This is a genomic window from Arthrobacter sp. KUASC02 (assembly GCF_059739395.1).
Map to the genome: position 1 here is coordinate 2,899,029 of NZ_AP046053.1, position 14,520 is coordinate 2,913,548.

The window sequence follows — 14,520 nt, forward strand, 5'->3', positions numbered from 1 at the left end:
GGCGCTGTTGTCTGCGGCGTCAAAGCGTTCGTCGTTCCTTCCCTCGAAACCGAGTTGGCTCCGGGGGTATACGACAGCGCAATACCGCACCGCCGAAAGGGCAGTGCAGTAACAGCTGTACGTGCTTCTCTCATCCAGACTTTAACTGTCGGTACCGGAATTTCACCGGTTCAACCGTCCGCCGGACCAGTTCCCCAAAAGGATCTGTGCCGGCTCGCGGGTCGCGGACTGTCACCGCCGGTTCGGACTTACACCGACCCCGGAGCACGTAGTGTGTGTTGTTATTCTGTCACAACTGAGTGACTGGTCCGTGTATTCCCGTCAGACTCCGTCATGATTGCGAAACAGAGCCGGAGCCGGCTGAAACCGGGCGCGAGCCGGCTGCCCGAAGGCGGTCAATCGCCGTCGCGGGGTCCTCCGCGCCGTACACCGCGGAGCCTGCAACAAACACGTTGGCGCCGGCTTCGGCTGCCCGGACAATGGTCTCCTCGGTGATGCCTCCATCCACCTGCAGCGCTACCCCGGTGCCGGAGCCGTCGATCGCTGCGCGGGCACGCCTGATCTTCGGGAGCGTCAGGTCGAGGAAGGACTGGCCGCCAAAACCGGGTTCCACGGTCATGATCAGCAGGAGGTCCAGTTCCGACAGCATGTCCAGGTAGGGCTCCACCGGCGTCCCGGGGCGCAGCGCCATTCCGGCCTTGGCCCCGCGCGCGCGCAGTTCCCGGGCCAGTTTGATGGGGGCGATCGACGCTTCAACATGGAACGTTACTGACGCGAGTCCCGCGTCCGCGTAAGCGGGCGCCCAGCGGTCGGCGTCGGCGATCATCAGGTGCGCGTCCAGCGGCACCGGACTCACGGCCTGGATGCGCTGCACCACGGGCAGGCCAAGGGTCAGGTTCGGCACAAAGTGGTTGTCCATGACGTCAACGTGGACGGCATCCGCGTTGCTGATTCTGCGCAGCTCTGCCTCAAGGTTGACGAAGTCGGCGGAGAGAATGCTGGGGTTGATGCAGCACTGAGCCATGTCGGCTCCTTTCACTGAAGGCTGAGGGATCAGGGTTTTTTGTGGATGAGTGCCAGGAACATGGCGTCCGTGCGGTGGACATGCGGCCACAGCTGGGCGGTCAGGTCATGGCCGGCCTCCAGGTGGCCGGACAGGCTCACCTTGTCCAGGGCAGCACCGGCGTCGAGCAGTTCCAGGTCGTCGCGCTTGCGCAGCGCATCGGTTACGACCGCGGTGGTCTCGGCGGGGTGCGGCGAGCAGGTCACGTACGCCACCACGCCGCCGGGCCGGACAGCGTCCAGTGCCGACTTCAGCAGTTCGCGCTGCAGCGGGCCCAGATCCGCGAGGTCCTTGGGCGTGCGTCGCCACCGCGATTCGGGCCTGCGCCGGAGGGCGCCGAGTCCGCTGCAGGGAACGTCGACGAGCACGCGGTCGAAGGTACCCGCCATTTCAGTACCTACGTCGCGGCCGTCGCCGGTGCGGACATGCCACACCTCATGCGGGACGGCGGCCAGGGCCTGCCGTACCAGCTTGGCACGGTGCGGGGCGGGTTCGTTGGCCAGCAGGGTGGCACCCTGCTGCCGTGCGAGGGCACCCAGCAGGGCCGCCTTGCCGCCCGGTCCGGCGCAGAGGTCCAGCCATTTCTCGCCGCCTTCGCCGGCGGACTGTGCCTCCGGAGCCGGCGCCAGGTCCACGGCTGCCATGGCGCGGGCAACCAGCTGCGAGCCGACGTCCTGGACCCTGGTGCTGCCTTCCCGCACCGATGCCAGCCGGCCGAGGTCGCCGCCACTGGACAGGGCCGAGCCTTCCACCAGCTCGCCGGCAGTGGCTCCGCCTTCCAGTGCTTCGTCAAGGCTTCCCAGCCCGGGCAGGGCGACGAGGTTGACCACCGGTGCGGCGTTGTCCGCCTCAAGGAGTTCGTTGATTTCGGTGACCGGGCGTCCGTGTGCCACCAGGGACTGCCGCAGGGCGCGGACAATCCACTCGGGGTGGGCGTAGCGGATGGACGCCACCCGGGTTTCGTCCTGCTCGTCGCTGAGGAGAAGCTCCAGCCACTCGTCCAGGGTGTGGGCTGAGACTTTGCGCAGGACGGCATTGATCAGGGCCGACGGGCCGGCCCCGATGACCGCGCGCGCCAGTCCCACGGTCTGGTCCAGGGCAGCGTGGGCAGGTACGCGCATGGCCAGCAGCTGGTGGGCGCCGATCCGAAGGGCGTCCAGGATGGCCGGATCCAGCTGGTCCAGCGGCCGGTCGACGCAGCGGGCCAGGACGGCGTCATAGGTTCCCTGGCCGCGAAGCGCCCCGTAGCTCAGCTCGGTGGCAAACCCGGCGTCACGCTTGTCCAGGCCGTGGTGGCGGATCCGGGCCGGCAGGACCAGGTTGGCATAGGCGTCTTCCGCCGCGACCGCACGCAGCACTTCAAACGCCACCAGCCGGGCCGGGTCGGCACGCCGGGTGCGCTGCGAAGGGGCATTCTCGGTGAAGTTCCGCTTGGGGCCACGGTTGCGTTCCCTGCCCTGGGCATCCCGCTGGCTGCCGCTGCGGCTGTTGCCGGATCCGCCGGATTGCCCGCCGCCGCCTGTTCGCCCCTGACGGGGGGTCCTGCCGCGGCTGCTGCCGCCCGTTCCGGACTCACTCATTCGAATACCACGCCTTCCAGTGCTGCCTGTCCGCGCGCCCAGTCGGCGGCGGCCATCATCTTTTTGCCCGAAGGCTGGATCCGCGTCAACTCAACGGGATGGGAACCTGTCCCCACCAAAACGCTCTTGCCGTCGAGCAGCACCTGTCCCGGCTTCTGCGCCGGCGCCCCGGCCCTGAGTACAACGGGGTCGAGTTTGACCCGCTGCCCCTCCAGTGTGGTCCACGCCCCTGGTTCGGGCGTGACCCCGCGGGTCCGGCGCCCGATGGCAAGGGCGGGCTGGTGCCAGTCGATCCGGCCGTCGTCGATGCCCAGTTTTGGCGCCAGGGACACGTCCCCCGACTGCGGAACAGCAACCGCCCGTCCGGCCTCGATCGCCGAAAGAGTCTGGGCGAGCAACACGGCGCCGCTATGGGAAAGCCGTTCCAGGAGTGCCCCGGAGGTGTCGTCAGGACGGACAGCTTCGGTCAGGGTGCCGAAGACCGGGCCGGTGTCCAGCCCCTCCTCGAGCAGGAACGTGACGGCGCCGGTGATGTCGTCGCCGGCAATGACCGCGCGCTGCACGGGCGCGGCGCCGCGCCAGGCGGGGAGCAGGGAGAAGTGCAGGTTGATCCAGCCGTGCCGCGGAACGTCCAGCGCGGCGCGCGGAATGAGGCCGCCATAGGCGACGATGGCCGCGGCATCCGGTGCCGTGGCGGCAATCCTTGCCGTCACGTCCGCGTCCACCTTCGCCGCATGGATCACCTCGATGCCGAGTTCGGCGGCGCGGGCGGCAACGGGCGACGGCGTGAGCACGCGTTTGCGTCCGATCGGAGCGTCCGGACGGGTCAGGACGGCGACGACGTCAAAGCCGGCCTGCACCAAAGCGTCCAGGGAGGGGACCGCGACAGCGGGCGTCCCGGCGAACAGGACCCTCACTCGGCGGCGCCGAAACTGCCGCCGCCGAAGCTGCCGCCGCCAAAACTGGAGCCGACAGTCTTGGCCCGCTTCGACGTCGTCCGCTCGGTAATGGCGTCGTAGTTGGCGTTGCGGATGGAACGCAGGGCGGCCTTGCGGTCTTCGCCCTCGAGCCTGTCCGTGAACAGGATGCCGTCCAGGTGGTCCGTTTCGTGCTGGAAGCAGCGGGCCAGCATGCCCTCGCCGTCCACCGTGACGGGGTTTCCGTGCAGGTCGACGCCGGTAACCCGGGTGGCGCGGTGCCGGCGGACCGGGAAACCGAGGCCAGGTATGGAGAGGCAGCCTTCCACTTCATCGGGCTGGAAGTCGTCGCTGTTCTCCAGCACCGGGTTGATGATGTGGCCTTCCACTCCGCCGATCCGGTAGGTGAAGACCCTCTTGCTGACGCCGATCTGGGGTGCGGCCAGTCCTGCACCGTCCACGTCTTCCATGGTTTCGGTCATGTCGGCGACGAGCTTTGCGAGTTCCGGCCCGAATTCCGTCACGGGATCGGCAACTGTGCGCAGCACAGGGTCGCCGATGATGCGGATACTCAAAATGGCCATGTGCAATCTGTCCTTCGGTGGTGCTGGGTGAGCTGTACGGGATCCAGTCCAGTTTAGTTGGCCGGCTACCTGCCGGGCACAGCCTGCAGTGCGGGCGCTGCCACAGGCAACGGCGGCGGCGCCAGCGGGAGCAGGGCTGTTCCGGCGCTGACGGTGTCAGCCGACATCTCCCAGACGCGCCGGAGGGCGCAGAACTTCCACCAATGGTGCTTGAGCACCTCCGGGTTGGCACGCATCGGCCGGACCTCCGTCTCCCCGATGGCGACCGCCAGCAGGATCGGGGATTCGCCGTGCTGCCAGGGCTCCCACTCCCCGGCGACAGGATCAACAAGGCTTTCCTCGGCCTTCATTCCGGCCACCAGCTGCATCACCACTTTGTCGTCCAGCGGCTTGACCGTGCCGTCCCGGGATGTGCCCTTGGTCTTGTAATCAATGATGCAGGTCCTGCCGTTGATCCTGGCTACAAGGTCCAGGGTGCCCGCATAGCCCACCGTCTTATTCCAGACGGTGACTTCGGGTGCGACGGGCTCCACGCCAAACAGTTCCCACCACTCATCGAACCGCGCCGCAAAGCCTTCCTCGCCGTTGGCTGCCAGCGCCTCCCGCGTTTCCTTCATCTGATGCGGCCGCCCGAGGGCCCTGAGCGCAACCTGTTCACAGTAGTTGTGCACCCGGTCGCCTCGCCGGGCAGCATCGTCACGGTAGGTTTCCGCTGCCTTGGCAGCGCGGCTGACCGCCTGGCGGACCTTTGCGGGGCTCCCCAGGATCCCGGGAAGCAGCGGATCGCTGGCCAAGCTGTTTGCCCCCATGTACCCGAACCAGCCGTCGAGGCCGTGCGGCTGCTGGCCGATGACGGTGGTAATGGACGGCACGGAAAACGACTCGGAGGTCGAGCGTGCATACATCCGCCCGTAGTCCGTGGCGTGGGCAAGGAGTGGATCAGTCATGCAAACACTCTTTCATGAAGGGCTGACAGGATTACCCGGCGGCAGGAGACGTGGCCGGAAAGCGAAATGGCCCGCCCCGCTGATTCAGCGGAACGGGCCATTCATTGGTGGGCGATACTGGGTTCGAACCAGTGACCTCTTCGGTGTGAACGAAGCGCGCTACCACTGCGCCAATCGCCCCAATGCCATTGAATGCTAGCCCACCCTGGCGGCATTTGGAAATCGAGCCCCTCGACGCCGAAACGAACCGTCGAATTACACGGCTGTCATTAGCTTTATCCCCTAGATTCCAAGGAAAAAAGGGCATCGGGCGCCGAGGACAAGGCGCCGATTTGTAAGTTCCCCGAACCTCCTATAGAGTTCTTACTCGTTGGAACGCGAGGAAATGCCGAATGCGGCACGGAAATGCTGACAATAATGCGGACGTAGCTCAGCTGGTAGAGCACCACCTTGCCAAGGTGGATGTCGCGAGTTCGAATCTCGTCGTCCGCTCGCAGGACACTGTCATGGCAAAGGTTCCCAGGAACCTGGCTTACACGGTGGGTTGGCCGAGAGGCGAGGCAGCGGCCTGCAAAGCCGTATACACGGGTTCGAATCCCGTACCCACCTCGGTGAAAACCTTGGTATCCGGTTCATCCCGGAGAACATTTGGGCGATTGGCGCAGCGGTAGCGCGCTTCCCTGACACGGAAGAGGTCACTGGTTCGATCCCAGTATCGCCCACCAAAGCAAGGAAACTTGCTTGATCCAGTACCACCGGCCCAGCCGGCATGGACTAAATGCGGACGTAGCTCAGCTGGTAGAGCACCACCTTGCCAAGGTGGATGTCGCGAGTTCGAATCTCGTCGTCCGCTCTGTTATTTACAATTCCACTCCGGATCCTTCCGGTGCGGGCGATTGGCGCAGCGGTAGCGCGCTTCCCTGACACGGAAGAGGTCACTGGTTCGATCCCAGTATCGCCCACCACAAAGCAGCTCTCCGGAGCTGCTTTTTTCTTGCCCGGATTCCGGGGCCAAAAATGTCGTGGGCACCCAAATAGGGCATCAGGACCCTAGACAGGTCGCGGCGCGTGCCCTTGGCACACCCGGGGTCCCGGGCTAGGATCGAAAGCGGAGGAGCGATCTGGCTCCGCGACAGAAGGGAGGTGCCCGTGGGTATTCTTGACGATCTAAAGGGCAAGGCTCAGCGACTGGTTGGTGGCAATGAACAGGCCATCAAGGACGGCATCGGCAAAGCCGGTGATTTCATCGACTCAAAGACCGGCGGAAAGTACGCCGATAAGATCGATACCGTCCAGAAAGGCGCAGCCGGCCTCGTGGACAAGGTCGACCCGAAGCCGCACCCGGCTCCGGTCGAAGAACCTCCCGTCGCCGGAGAGCCCCCTGTAACCGGTGAACCCCGGCAGCAGGGCCTCTAACCCAGGAACGTCAGCGAGGTGCCGGTCCCGCCGTGAGGCGGCGCCGGCACCTTTGGCGTTTAAGCGCAGCGTTTAAGGGCAACGTTTAAGGCTATGACGGTTCGTGGTTTTGCCCTTCCCGGGCGAGGGCCGTCAGACGCGACACCGCACGGAAGTACTTCTTGGTGTAGCCGCCGGTCATCATTTCCTCGGTAAAGAGCTGGTCGAACGGAACCCCGCTGGCGAGGATCGGAACGTCCTTGTCATAGAGCCGGTCCGCGAGCACCACGAACCGAAGGGCGACTGCCTGCTCAGTGATGGTTTCCACATCACGCCACACAACACCCTCGATGCCGGCCAGGAGCTGCCGGTACCGGCTGGGGTGGACGCCCGCCAGGTGGTTGATGAGGGTCTTGAAATCATCCCGGGCCACCGTCTTGCCATGGAACTCCGCCTGCATGTGGTGCGTCAGGTCTGCGTTCTTCAGCGGAGCCGGCGCTGCCGGGAGGCCGCGGTGGCGGAAGTCCTCGCCGTCGATCCTGACGACGTCGAACTGGTCTGCCAGCACCTGGATTTCACGCTGGAAATCGACGGCGGCGAACCGTCCGTCACCCAGCGAACCCGGAAGGGTGTTCGACGTCGCCGCCAGTTTGACGCCGGCATCGGCCAGTTCGCGCATCAGGCGGGACATCAGGACGGTGTCCCCCGGGTCGTCGAGTTCGAACTCGTCGATGCACACGAGCTTGTAGCTGCTGAGCGCCTCAACGGTCTTGCGGAAGGACAGCGCGCCCACCAGGTTGGTGTATTCGACGAAGGTGCCGAAGGCCTTGGGGCCGGGAGCCGCGTGCCACAGCGAGGCCAGCAGGTGGGTCTTGCCCACGCCGAAACCGCCGTCCAGGTAGATGCCGGCGCGGGAACTGTCCTTGTCCTTCTTGCCAAACAGCTTCTTGAAGAGTCCGGAGCTTCCGTTGGCGCCAACGCCGGTGGCGAAGGACTGCAGCGCCGTGACCGCCCCGGACTGGCTCGGCTGCGACGGATCGGGCCGGTAGCTTGCGAAGGAAACCTCTCCGAACCGCGGGGAGGGATAAAAACCCTTGAGGAGTTCATCCACGGAAACCGACGGTGTCCGCGCGGAGAGCTGTTCGATCTGTACCAAGGTGGTCCGTTCTGCTGGTCTCGTGTCCCCAGAAAGGATACCGGCAATGGGGCACCGGCCCCATTACGCGGTGCGCACACGTGACCAAGGCCATATTTCCCTCTGTGAACGCAGGGGCGCATAAGTGCCGGCCCGTGGCTAGTGTTGGAACTGGCCCGGCCGCAGCGACGCTTCCCGGTGGCATGGGTCCCCTGACCGTTTCAGTGAAAGGCCATCCCTGTGTCCTACCCCGTTGAACAGAACGAAAAGTTCGCCGAGTACGCGAACCCGGAACGCCTTGTGTCCACCGAATGGCTCGCAGAGGCCATTGAAAACGGTGCCGTCGCCGACGGCAAGCTCGTAGTGGTGGAGTCCGATGAGGATGTCCTGCTCTACGAAACCGGCCACATCCCGGGCGCCGTCAAGATCGACTGGCACACCGACCTGAACGATGAGGTCACCCGCGACTACGTCGACGGCAAAGCGTTTGCCGCCCTGGCCGCCGCCAAGGGCATCTCCCGCGATTCCACCGTGGTCATCTACGGCGACAAGTCCAACTGGTGGGCCGCCTATGCCCTGTGGGTCTTCACCCTCTTCGGCCACGAAGACGTCCGCCTGCTTGACGGCGGCCGAGACAAATGGATCGCCGAAGGCCACAAGCTGACCACCGACGTCACCGTCCCCTCCCCCGCCGAATACCCGGAGGTGGAGCGCAACGATGCCCCCATCCGAGCCTTCAAGGAAGACGTGCTGGCGCACTTCGGCAAGCCGCTGATCGACGTCCGCTCCCCCGAGGAATACAGCGGCCAGCGCACCCACATGCCGGCCTACCCTGAGGAAGGCGCCCTGCGCGGCGGCCACATCCCCACGGCCGCCTCGATCCCCTGGGCACGCGCGGCAGCCGGCGACGGCACGTACCGCAACCGGGCCGAGCTCGAGACCCTGTACCTGGGCGAGGCCGGCCTCAAGGAGGGCGACGACGTCGTGGCATACTGCCGCATCGGCGAGCGTTCCAGCCACACCTGGTTCGCCCTGAAGTACTTGCTGGGCTTCGAGACCGTGCGCAACTACGACGGTTCCTGGACCGAATGGGGCAACGCCGTCCGCGTGCCCATCACCAAGGGAACCGAACGCGGCACGGTACCGGCGTAAACTGGACTTGATGAATACCCAAGCCCTTCCCGCCGCGCTGGCGGAAATAGTTGACGACTTCCAGGCCCTGACCGAACCCGAGCGGCTGCAACTGCTACTGGAGTTCTCCCAGGGTCTCCCCGAGCTTCCGGACCGGTTGAAGGACCACCCGGAGCTTCTAGAGCAGGTAGTTGAGTGCCAGTCGCCGCTGTTCCTGACCATTGAGACGGAAAAGCACGACGCCGGTTCCCCGGACAGTGTGCGCCTGTACTTCAAGGCGCCGCCGGAAGCACCCACCACCCGCGGATTCGCCGGTGTCCTCTATGAAGGACTCAACGGCCTCACGGCGCCGGAGATCCTCTCGGTGCCGGATGACATGCCCGAGTTGCTGGGGCTCACCCGCGCCATCACTCCCCTGCGGATGCGGGGAATGACGGCCATGCTGGGACGCATCAAGCGCAAGGTGGCTGCCTCCGCCGCACTGAAGGCCTAGGCCGGAAGGCCCGGGCACCATATGGCGCGCAAACAGGCTTCACAGGGAACGCCGGCTACAGCAGCACTTGCTGCGGCCGGCGTTCCTTTCGTGCTGCATCCGTACAGCCACGATCCCTCGGCTGCCAGCTACGGGATGGAAGCGGCGGAAGTGCTGGGCGTGGATCCCGCAAAAGTCTTCAAGACGCTCATGGTGGACGTCGACGGCAGGCTCGCGGTGGGGATAGTCCCGGTGCACGGCAACCTGGACCTGAAGGCAATCGCGGCTGCACTGGGCGCCAAGAAGGCCGCCATGGCGGATCCTGCCACGGCGCAGCGCAGGACCGGGTACGTACTGGGCGGAATATCACCGCTGGGGCAGCGCCAGCCCTCGCCCACCGTCCTGGACGAGAGCGCCCTGGGCCAGGAAAGCATTCTGGTCTCCGGCGGCCGGCGCGGGCTGGACATCGAACTGGACCCGGACCACCTAGTCCGGCTCACCGGCGCCATCACCGCCCGCATCGGCACAGGCCCGAAAGCTACTCCGGACCGCTAGCGTCTGTCATATTAGCGTCCGTTCCGGACGGCACGGACTTCCGGGGGCGGGAGCCCGGGTTGGCCCGCGGGGCCAACTGACGCCGCAGCCAGGCGGTGACCAGGCCTTCCCAGCGCTCCGGATCGACGTTCCACTCCTTGGTATGGCGGGCGTCCTGGAACGACTCGAACGTGACCATCTCCGGGTTTTTTTCTGCAATGGTGGCCGATGGCCCGTAGGGCACATATTCGTCGTCAACGCTGTGCAGGATCAGTGTGGGAGTCCTGAGTTCCACGGCGCGGGAGACCCAGTCCATCGATTTCAGGTCCACGGGCGCCGCCAGTCCCGTCAGCCGCCGGCCCAGGCGGTGGCCCATCATCAGCTGCCCGTACCGCCCGACGGCGGACGGGATGCGGTTCAGCTGCGCATGGTGCGCCAGCACGTTCACCCAGTCGATGACCGGCGCATCGAGCACCATCGCCCGGATCAGGTGGTGGTGCCGTGAGAGGTCGGCCGTCTGCAGGCAGATCGCGCCGCCCATGGACCAGCCAAACAGCACCACTTCCCTGGCGCCGTTGGCGACGGCGAAAGTGATGGCTGCCTCGACGTCGCGCCATTCGGTGGACCCGAGGCCGTAGCGCCCGTCCGGGGCCGAAGGCGCCAGGCCGTCGTTGCGGTAGGAAATCACCAGGCTGGTCATGCCGAGAACCTGTGCCGGCCGGAGCGCCCGTAGGCATTCCTGCCGGCTTGCACCGCGTCCGTGGACCATGATGGCCCAGATGTCCGACGGCGCCGGCGCGCGCACCAGCCACGCCGGCGCAACACCGCCCTCGACGTCGACTTCAACGTCCTCGACCGGCAGCCCGATGGACGCCGGGTCCGGGTAGGAAGCCCCGCTCCAGTAGCCGCGGCGGGCGGTGGTGAGGTCGCCGGAATAGACTGCTTCGACCTCGCGCAGGACGGTGCGTTCCGCGGGTGAGTACGAAAGGATCCTGCCAATCCGTGCGTGCCCGCGGCCGCCGTCGAAGATCAGCCCGTAGGTGCCCTCAACCGTGGTGTCTTCGGTGGCGGCAAGGATGACCTGGAGTCCGTCCGCGGCCCGGATGACAGCCAGCACTTCCTGGTTCTCATCCCGGACCCGCACGGGCGTGATGACCCGCCGGGCGAAATAGAGGGCGAGGGCAGAGGACCCTGCACCCAGCAGTCCCGCGGCGGCACCTCCGGCGATTACGCCGCCCACGGCCCATTTGGCGCTGGCGGACATGCCCGCCTCGGGGGTGCCCTGGACCCGGTCCAAGGCACGGGGCGGATTCGTCGGAGTGGCCGGGCGCAGCCCCGGAATTGATGCCATGGATCCATTCTTACTGCTGCCGGCCCTCCGATCATATTCGGGCACACCGCCGGCGGCCGGAGGCCCGGACGAAATCCGTGCGGGAAGGTCAGGCCGGGACTAGGCTGGGGTCATGAGCGATCCAATCGTCATTTTGACAGAAGAGCCGCTGGGTGCGGACGACCGCGTGAACATCGAACGCCTGGTGGACGGGGGTGACGCGCCCCTCCTGGTGCTGGTGCCGGCCAACACGGAACGGCACCTGCTGGTGGACTTCCTCGAAAACCTGTCCCTCCTGGACGTCGCCAAAGCTTTCCGGGAGCTGACTTCCCATGCCCCGGATCCCGCCACCGAACGCGCTGCCGCCGCCGAAACGCTGGCGGTATCGCTTAACGCGCTGGCCGGAATCGGCGGCGGCGTCACCGGCGAAGTGGTGGAGGGCGGGGCCGTGCAAGGACTGGTGGCCAAGGTCAAGGAAGTCGGCGCCGGCCAGGCGGTCGTCATCACACGCCCCCATGCCATCGCGGACACCTTCCATACCGACTGGGCCAACAAGGCCCAGGACCAGCTGGGACTTCCCGTGCTGCACCTGTATGCCGGTTCGGGATTTATCGGCGACTCCTGAGCGTTGTTGAAACCATGAGCATCTTTAGCAACAAGCCAAAAGTCGCGCCCGTCCAGGTTCCCGGCGACGGATCCGCCGCGGAAAACAGCACTCCGCGGATTGAAAAGACAGATGAGCAATGGCGGCAGGAGCTGACACCGGAGGAGTACCGGGTGCTCCGGCAGGCGGGGACCGAGCGCCCCTACACCGGCAAGTACACGGATACCCACACGGCAGGTGTCTACAACTGCCGCGCCTGCGGAGCCGAACTGTTTACCAGCAATGAGAAGTTCGATTCGCACTGCGGCTGGCCGTCCTTCTGGGCACCGCTCGCAGACGGAACCGTCCGCTACATCCATGACCGCACCATGGGCATGGACCGTGTGGAGGTCCGCTGCGCAAGCTGCGATTCGCACCTGGGCCACGTGTTCGAGGGCGAGGGCTACGGCACACCCACGGACCAACGCTTCTGCATCAACTCCGTCTCGCTGACGCTCGTTTCAGCGGACGACGCCGAAAAGTAAGCGCCGCCAGACGTCTCTGCAAGGACCCGCCCCCGCTATGGCTGGGGCGGGTCTGCTCAACCACTTGCACCAGTCTTTCTTATGCTCGGGCTAATTTTGCATTAGGAGCTCTGATTGCTTGCTACGCTCGCCGTAGAAGCTCCAAGCAACCCAGAAAGGCGATCGCCGACGATGACCACGACCGCTCTCACCGCACACGCTCCGCTCACCGCAAACCACCCCGAGTGGGTGAGGCTCAAAGCTGCCGCGACGGCAATCCAGGCCCTGCAGGCCCAGGACGGCTCGGTCCCGGACGCCGCTGACCACGAAGCCGCTGCCGCGCACGTCGGCACCATCTGCGCGGCCGTGGAAGCGCTGGCTCCGTCCTTTGCGCACGACTCCCGGTACCTCGAGCTCCTGGTGAGCGACTTCGGCCGCTGGGCCTCCAACGGCTTCGGGGTGCCGGACTTCCTCGACTCGCTGCTCGCCTTCCAGCCGCAGCAGCACCGCATCGACGGGCTGCAGCACCTGGTGGTCTTCCCCATGTACACCCAGAACGGCAGCAGCAGCCGCCTTGTGGAAGCAGTCCTGATCGAGGTCATCTGGCCGGAGTTCATCGCCGGACTCGAGGAGGGCGAGTATTCCAACAAGCTCTTCGTTCCCATCCGCTTCCTGGACTTCACCCCCGGCTACAACACCAACTCGGCCGTGCTGTTCCCGGAAACCGTGGCGGTCCGGGAAACCCCGACGTTCACCTGGGGTGCCATCTTCGCGGACCGGGAAGCAGCCCGCTTCCGCCGGGTCCTCGGAGCTGCTGCCGACATCACCCGCCTGGAGCTCCCCGCCGAAGCCGCCGAGCTCCTGGAGAACCAAAAGCTCACCCAGGAAACGTTCGTGATGTGGGACCTGATCCACGACCGCACCCACATGCGCGGCGACCTCCCCTTCGATCCCTTCATGATCAAACAGCGCATGCCGTACTTCCTGTACTCACTGGAGGAACTCCGCTGCGACCTGACGGCCTTCCGCGAATCGGTGAAGATCGAAAAGGACGAGGAGGCGGACCCGGAAGCACGCCGGCACGCCAAGCTGGTCCAGTACGCCGTCATCTTCGACCGGATTTTCCGCTTCGCCATCACCGGCAGCCGCGTACGCAACTACGACGGCCTCGGCGGACAGCTGCTGTTCGCCTGGATGCACCAGCACCGCGTCCTGCACTGGACCGACAGCAAGCTCAGCATCGACTGGGACGAAGTTGCCGACGTCGTGGTGGAACTCGGCGCCAGGATCGAGGAGCTCTACTGGCGCTCCATCGACCGCCCCAAGATGGCCCACTGGCTGGCCGCGTACGAACTGATCGCCGGGACCGTCACGCCGAACCCGTCCTCCGTCTGGGCCAAGGGTCCGGACGCGCTGCCGCTGGCCGGGCCGCCCCGCGGCCTGACGGACCAGGTGCTCGATGACGAATTCCCGCTGTCGATGTTCTATGAAGCCCTCGAAAAGAAGATGCGCCCCGTCATCGAATCAACAGCCGGCATCACCGGTTCTTCAGCCACCGGCACCGGCATCAACACGCTGGCCATGAACGCCGGATGAGTGCCGGACGCCCCTTGAACGTGGTGGTCACGGGCGGCAGCGGGCCGTCCGGGATCGCCACGGCACGCGCGCTGCGCGAAGCCGGCCATACGGTCTTTACGGTCGGTTCGGACGGTCCCCGGATTGAGGCTGCCGCCGCGGAAGCGGGCGACGGCGTCATCCCCCTCGTCTGCGACCTCGCCAACCTGGCAGACGTCCGGGCGCTGCACGCCACCATTTCCGCCACTGCCGGAAGGATCGACGGCGTCATCCACCTGGTGGGCGGCTGGCGCGGCGCCCAGGGCATCACCGACCAGACCGACGAGGACTGGGACTTCCTGGAACGCAGCGCCCTCACCACCGTGCGGAATGTCACCAGGGTGTTTTACGACGACCTCGCAGCCTCGGAGGCCGGCCGGTTCGCCATGGTCACTTCCACGGCCGTTGCAACCCCGACGGCGTCCGGTGCGAGTTATGCTGCGGCGAAGGCGGCCGCCGAGGCATGGACCCTTGCGGTTGCCGAAGGCTTCAGCAAGGGGACGCACAGCGCCGCCGTCATCTTCGTGGCAAAAGGCCTCGTGGACGCCGGGATGCGTGCCCGGTCCCCCGAACGCAGCTTCCCCGGCTTCACCGACGTTTCGGACCTGGCGGCTGCCGCCGTCGGACTTTTTACCACCCCGGCGGCGGAACTGAACGGCCGGCGGCTGGTTCTTAGCCGATAACGGCCCACATCCCTAGACTGAAAGCGTG

General features: G+C 66.0%; 15 protein-coding genes, 6 tRNA genes and 1 riboswitch. Of the genes, 13 read left to right on the forward strand and 8 right to left on the reverse strand.

Annotated elements, in window-relative coordinates; genetic code table 11:
• Positions 1 to 118: 118 nt before the first annotated feature.
• Positions 119 to 271, reverse strand: a riboswitch (FMN riboswitch).
• 60 nt (positions 272 to 331) lie between these two features.
• The 6 genes from rpe to AC6JAC_RS13495 form a co-directional block, all read right to left on the reverse strand.
• Entirely contained in the window at positions 332 to 1,024 is a 693-nt protein-coding gene (gene rpe, locus AC6JAC_RS13470) for a ribulose-phosphate 3-epimerase (protein ID WP_028270791.1), read from the reverse strand.
• 29 nt (positions 1,025 to 1,053) lie between these two features.
• On the reverse strand, positions 1,054 to 2,643 hold the full coding sequence (locus tag AC6JAC_RS13475) for an RsmB/NOP family class I SAM-dependent RNA methyltransferase (protein WP_028270792.1): 1,590 nt from the start codon (positions 2,641 to 2,643) through the stop codon (positions 1,054 to 1,056).
• Entirely contained in the window at positions 2,640 to 3,560 is a 921-nt protein-coding gene (gene fmt / locus AC6JAC_RS13480) for a methionyl-tRNA formyltransferase (RefSeq protein WP_028270793.1), read from the reverse strand. Before fmt ends, AC6JAC_RS13475 begins: the two co-directional genes overlap by 4 nt.
• Positions 3,557 to 4,144: a peptide deformylase gene (gene def, locus AC6JAC_RS13485; protein ID WP_028270794.1), complete on the reverse strand. Its 588-nt coding sequence runs from the start codon at positions 4,142 to 4,144 to the stop codon at positions 3,557 to 3,559. Before def ends, fmt begins: the two co-directional genes overlap by 4 nt.
• 65 nt (positions 4,145 to 4,209) lie before the next feature.
• Entirely contained in the window at positions 4,210 to 5,091 is an 882-nt protein-coding gene (locus AC6JAC_RS13490; protein ID WP_028270795.1) for a PD-(D/E)XK nuclease family protein, read from the reverse strand.
• 105 nt (positions 5,092 to 5,196) lie between these two features.
• A tRNA-Val gene (locus AC6JAC_RS13495) sits at positions 5,197 to 5,271 on the reverse strand.
• 239 nt (positions 5,272 to 5,510) lie between these two features.
• On the opposite strand from AC6JAC_RS13495, the gene AC6JAC_RS13500 reads away from it, so the two are divergent.
• From AC6JAC_RS13500 to AC6JAC_RS13525, 6 genes are all read left to right on the forward strand, one after another.
• A tRNA-Gly gene (locus AC6JAC_RS13500) sits at positions 5,511 to 5,583 on the forward strand.
• Positions 5,584 to 5,629: 46 nt separating this feature from the next.
• A tRNA-Cys gene (locus AC6JAC_RS13505) sits at positions 5,630 to 5,700 on the forward strand.
• 41 nt (positions 5,701 to 5,741) lie between these two features.
• Positions 5,742 to 5,816, forward strand: a tRNA-Val gene (locus AC6JAC_RS13510).
• A 55-nt stretch (positions 5,817 to 5,871) separates the two neighbouring features.
• Positions 5,872 to 5,944, forward strand: a tRNA-Gly gene (locus tag AC6JAC_RS13515).
• Between the two features lie 37 nt (positions 5,945 to 5,981).
• Positions 5,982 to 6,056 (forward strand) — tRNA-Val (locus AC6JAC_RS13520).
• Positions 6,057 to 6,240: 184 nt separating this feature from the next.
• Positions 6,241 to 6,507: an antitoxin gene (locus tag AC6JAC_RS13525; protein WP_028270796.1), complete on the forward strand. Its 267-nt coding sequence runs from the start codon at positions 6,241 to 6,243 to the stop codon at positions 6,505 to 6,507.
• Positions 6,508 to 6,598: 91 nt separating this feature from the next.
• Here the strand turns inward: AC6JAC_RS13525 and zapE are convergent, their stop codons facing one another.
• Positions 6,599 to 7,642: a cell division protein ZapE gene (gene zapE, locus AC6JAC_RS13530; protein WP_028270797.1), complete on the reverse strand. Its 1,044-nt coding sequence runs from the start codon at positions 7,640 to 7,642 to the stop codon at positions 6,599 to 6,601.
• A gap of 219 nt (positions 7,643 to 7,861) precedes the next feature.
• On the opposite strand from zapE, the gene AC6JAC_RS13535 reads away from it, so the two are divergent.
• From AC6JAC_RS13535 to ybaK, 3 genes are read left to right on the forward strand one after another with little or no spacing between them, the layout of a single operon-like run.
• A complete protein-coding gene (locus AC6JAC_RS13535) occupies positions 7,862 to 8,773 on the forward strand; it encodes a sulfurtransferase (protein WP_028270798.1) in 912 nt (303 codons plus the stop codon).
• Between the two features lie 10 nt (positions 8,774 to 8,783).
• Positions 8,784 to 9,245, forward strand: a complete 462-nt coding sequence (locus AC6JAC_RS13540) for a SufE family protein (protein ID WP_028270799.1) — start codon at positions 8,784 to 8,786, stop codon at positions 9,243 to 9,245.
• A 21-nt stretch (positions 9,246 to 9,266) separates the two neighbouring features.
• Positions 9,267 to 9,779, forward strand: a complete 513-nt coding sequence (gene ybaK / locus AC6JAC_RS13545) for a Cys-tRNA(Pro) deacylase (RefSeq protein ID WP_028270800.1) — start codon at positions 9,267 to 9,269, stop codon at positions 9,777 to 9,779.
• Here the strand turns inward: ybaK and AC6JAC_RS13550 are convergent.
• Positions 9,763 to 11,022, reverse strand: a complete 1,260-nt coding sequence (locus tag AC6JAC_RS13550; protein WP_051628854.1) for an alpha/beta hydrolase family protein — start codon at positions 11,020 to 11,022, stop codon at positions 9,763 to 9,765. The genes ybaK and AC6JAC_RS13550 overlap by 17 nt on opposite strands.
• Before the next feature lie 199 nt (positions 11,023 to 11,221).
• Between AC6JAC_RS13550 and AC6JAC_RS13555 the strand changes: the two genes are divergently transcribed.
• The 4 genes from AC6JAC_RS13555 to AC6JAC_RS13570 all read left to right on the forward strand — a co-directional run bounded on the left by AC6JAC_RS13555 (position 11,222) and on the right by AC6JAC_RS13570 (position 14,492).
• Positions 11,222 to 11,713 (forward strand): hypothetical protein, encoded by a 492-nt coding sequence (locus AC6JAC_RS13555; RefSeq protein ID WP_028270801.1) that lies wholly within the window; start codon positions 11,222 to 11,224, stop codon positions 11,711 to 11,713.
• Between the two features lie 14 nt (positions 11,714 to 11,727).
• Positions 11,728 to 12,216, forward strand: coding sequence for a peptide-methionine (R)-S-oxide reductase MsrB (gene msrB, locus AC6JAC_RS13560; RefSeq protein ID WP_028270802.1), 489 nt, complete (start codon positions 11,728 to 11,730; stop codon positions 12,214 to 12,216).
• A gap of 171 nt (positions 12,217 to 12,387) precedes the next feature.
• Positions 12,388 to 13,791 (forward strand): DUF6421 family protein, encoded by a 1,404-nt coding sequence (locus tag AC6JAC_RS13565; protein WP_043438365.1) that lies wholly within the window; start codon positions 12,388 to 12,390, stop codon positions 13,789 to 13,791.
• The gene (locus tag AC6JAC_RS13570; protein ID WP_028270803.1) at positions 13,788 to 14,492 is read left to right on the forward strand and encodes an SDR family oxidoreductase; all 705 of its coding nucleotides are present in this window, start codon (positions 13,788 to 13,790) and stop codon (positions 14,490 to 14,492) included. Before AC6JAC_RS13565 ends, AC6JAC_RS13570 begins: the two co-directional genes overlap by 4 nt.
• The last annotated feature ends 28 nt before the right edge of the window (positions 14,493 to 14,520 follow it).

Coding starts and splice junctions, on each gene's coding strand:
- msrB (WP_028270802.1), top strand. CDS start 11,728: ATGAGCATCTTTAGCAACAAGCCAAAAGTCGCGCCCGTCCAGGTTCCC.
- AC6JAC_RS13570 (WP_028270803.1), top strand. CDS start 13,788: ATGAGTGCCGGACGCCCCTTGAACGTGGTGGTCACGGGCGGCAGCGGG.
- rpe (WP_028270791.1), bottom strand. CDS start 1,024: ATGGCTCAGTGCTGCATCAACCCCAGCATTCTCTCCGCCGACTTCGTC.
- AC6JAC_RS13565 (WP_043438365.1), top strand. CDS start 12,388: ATGACCACGACCGCTCTCACCGCACACGCTCCGCTCACCGCAAACCAC.
- AC6JAC_RS13555 (WP_028270801.1), top strand. CDS start 11,222: ATGAGCGATCCAATCGTCATTTTGACAGAAGAGCCGCTGGGTGCGGAC.
- AC6JAC_RS13475 (WP_028270792.1), bottom strand. CDS start 2,643: ATGAGTGAGTCCGGAACGGGCGGCAGCAGCCGCGGCAGGACCCCCCGT.
- AC6JAC_RS13540 (WP_028270799.1), top strand. CDS start 8,784: ATGAATACCCAAGCCCTTCCCGCCGCGCTGGCGGAAATAGTTGACGAC.
- AC6JAC_RS13550 (WP_051628854.1), bottom strand. CDS start 11,022: ATGTCCGCCAGCGCCAAATGGGCCGTGGGCGGCGTAATCGCCGGAGGT.
- ybaK (WP_028270800.1), top strand. CDS start 9,267: ATGGCGCGCAAACAGGCTTCACAGGGAACGCCGGCTACAGCAGCACTT.
- def (WP_028270794.1), bottom strand. CDS start 4,144: ATGGCCATTTTGAGTATCCGCATCATCGGCGACCCTGTGCTGCGCACA.
- AC6JAC_RS13490 (WP_028270795.1), bottom strand. CDS start 5,091: ATGACTGATCCACTCCTTGCCCACGCCACGGACTACGGGCGGATGTAT.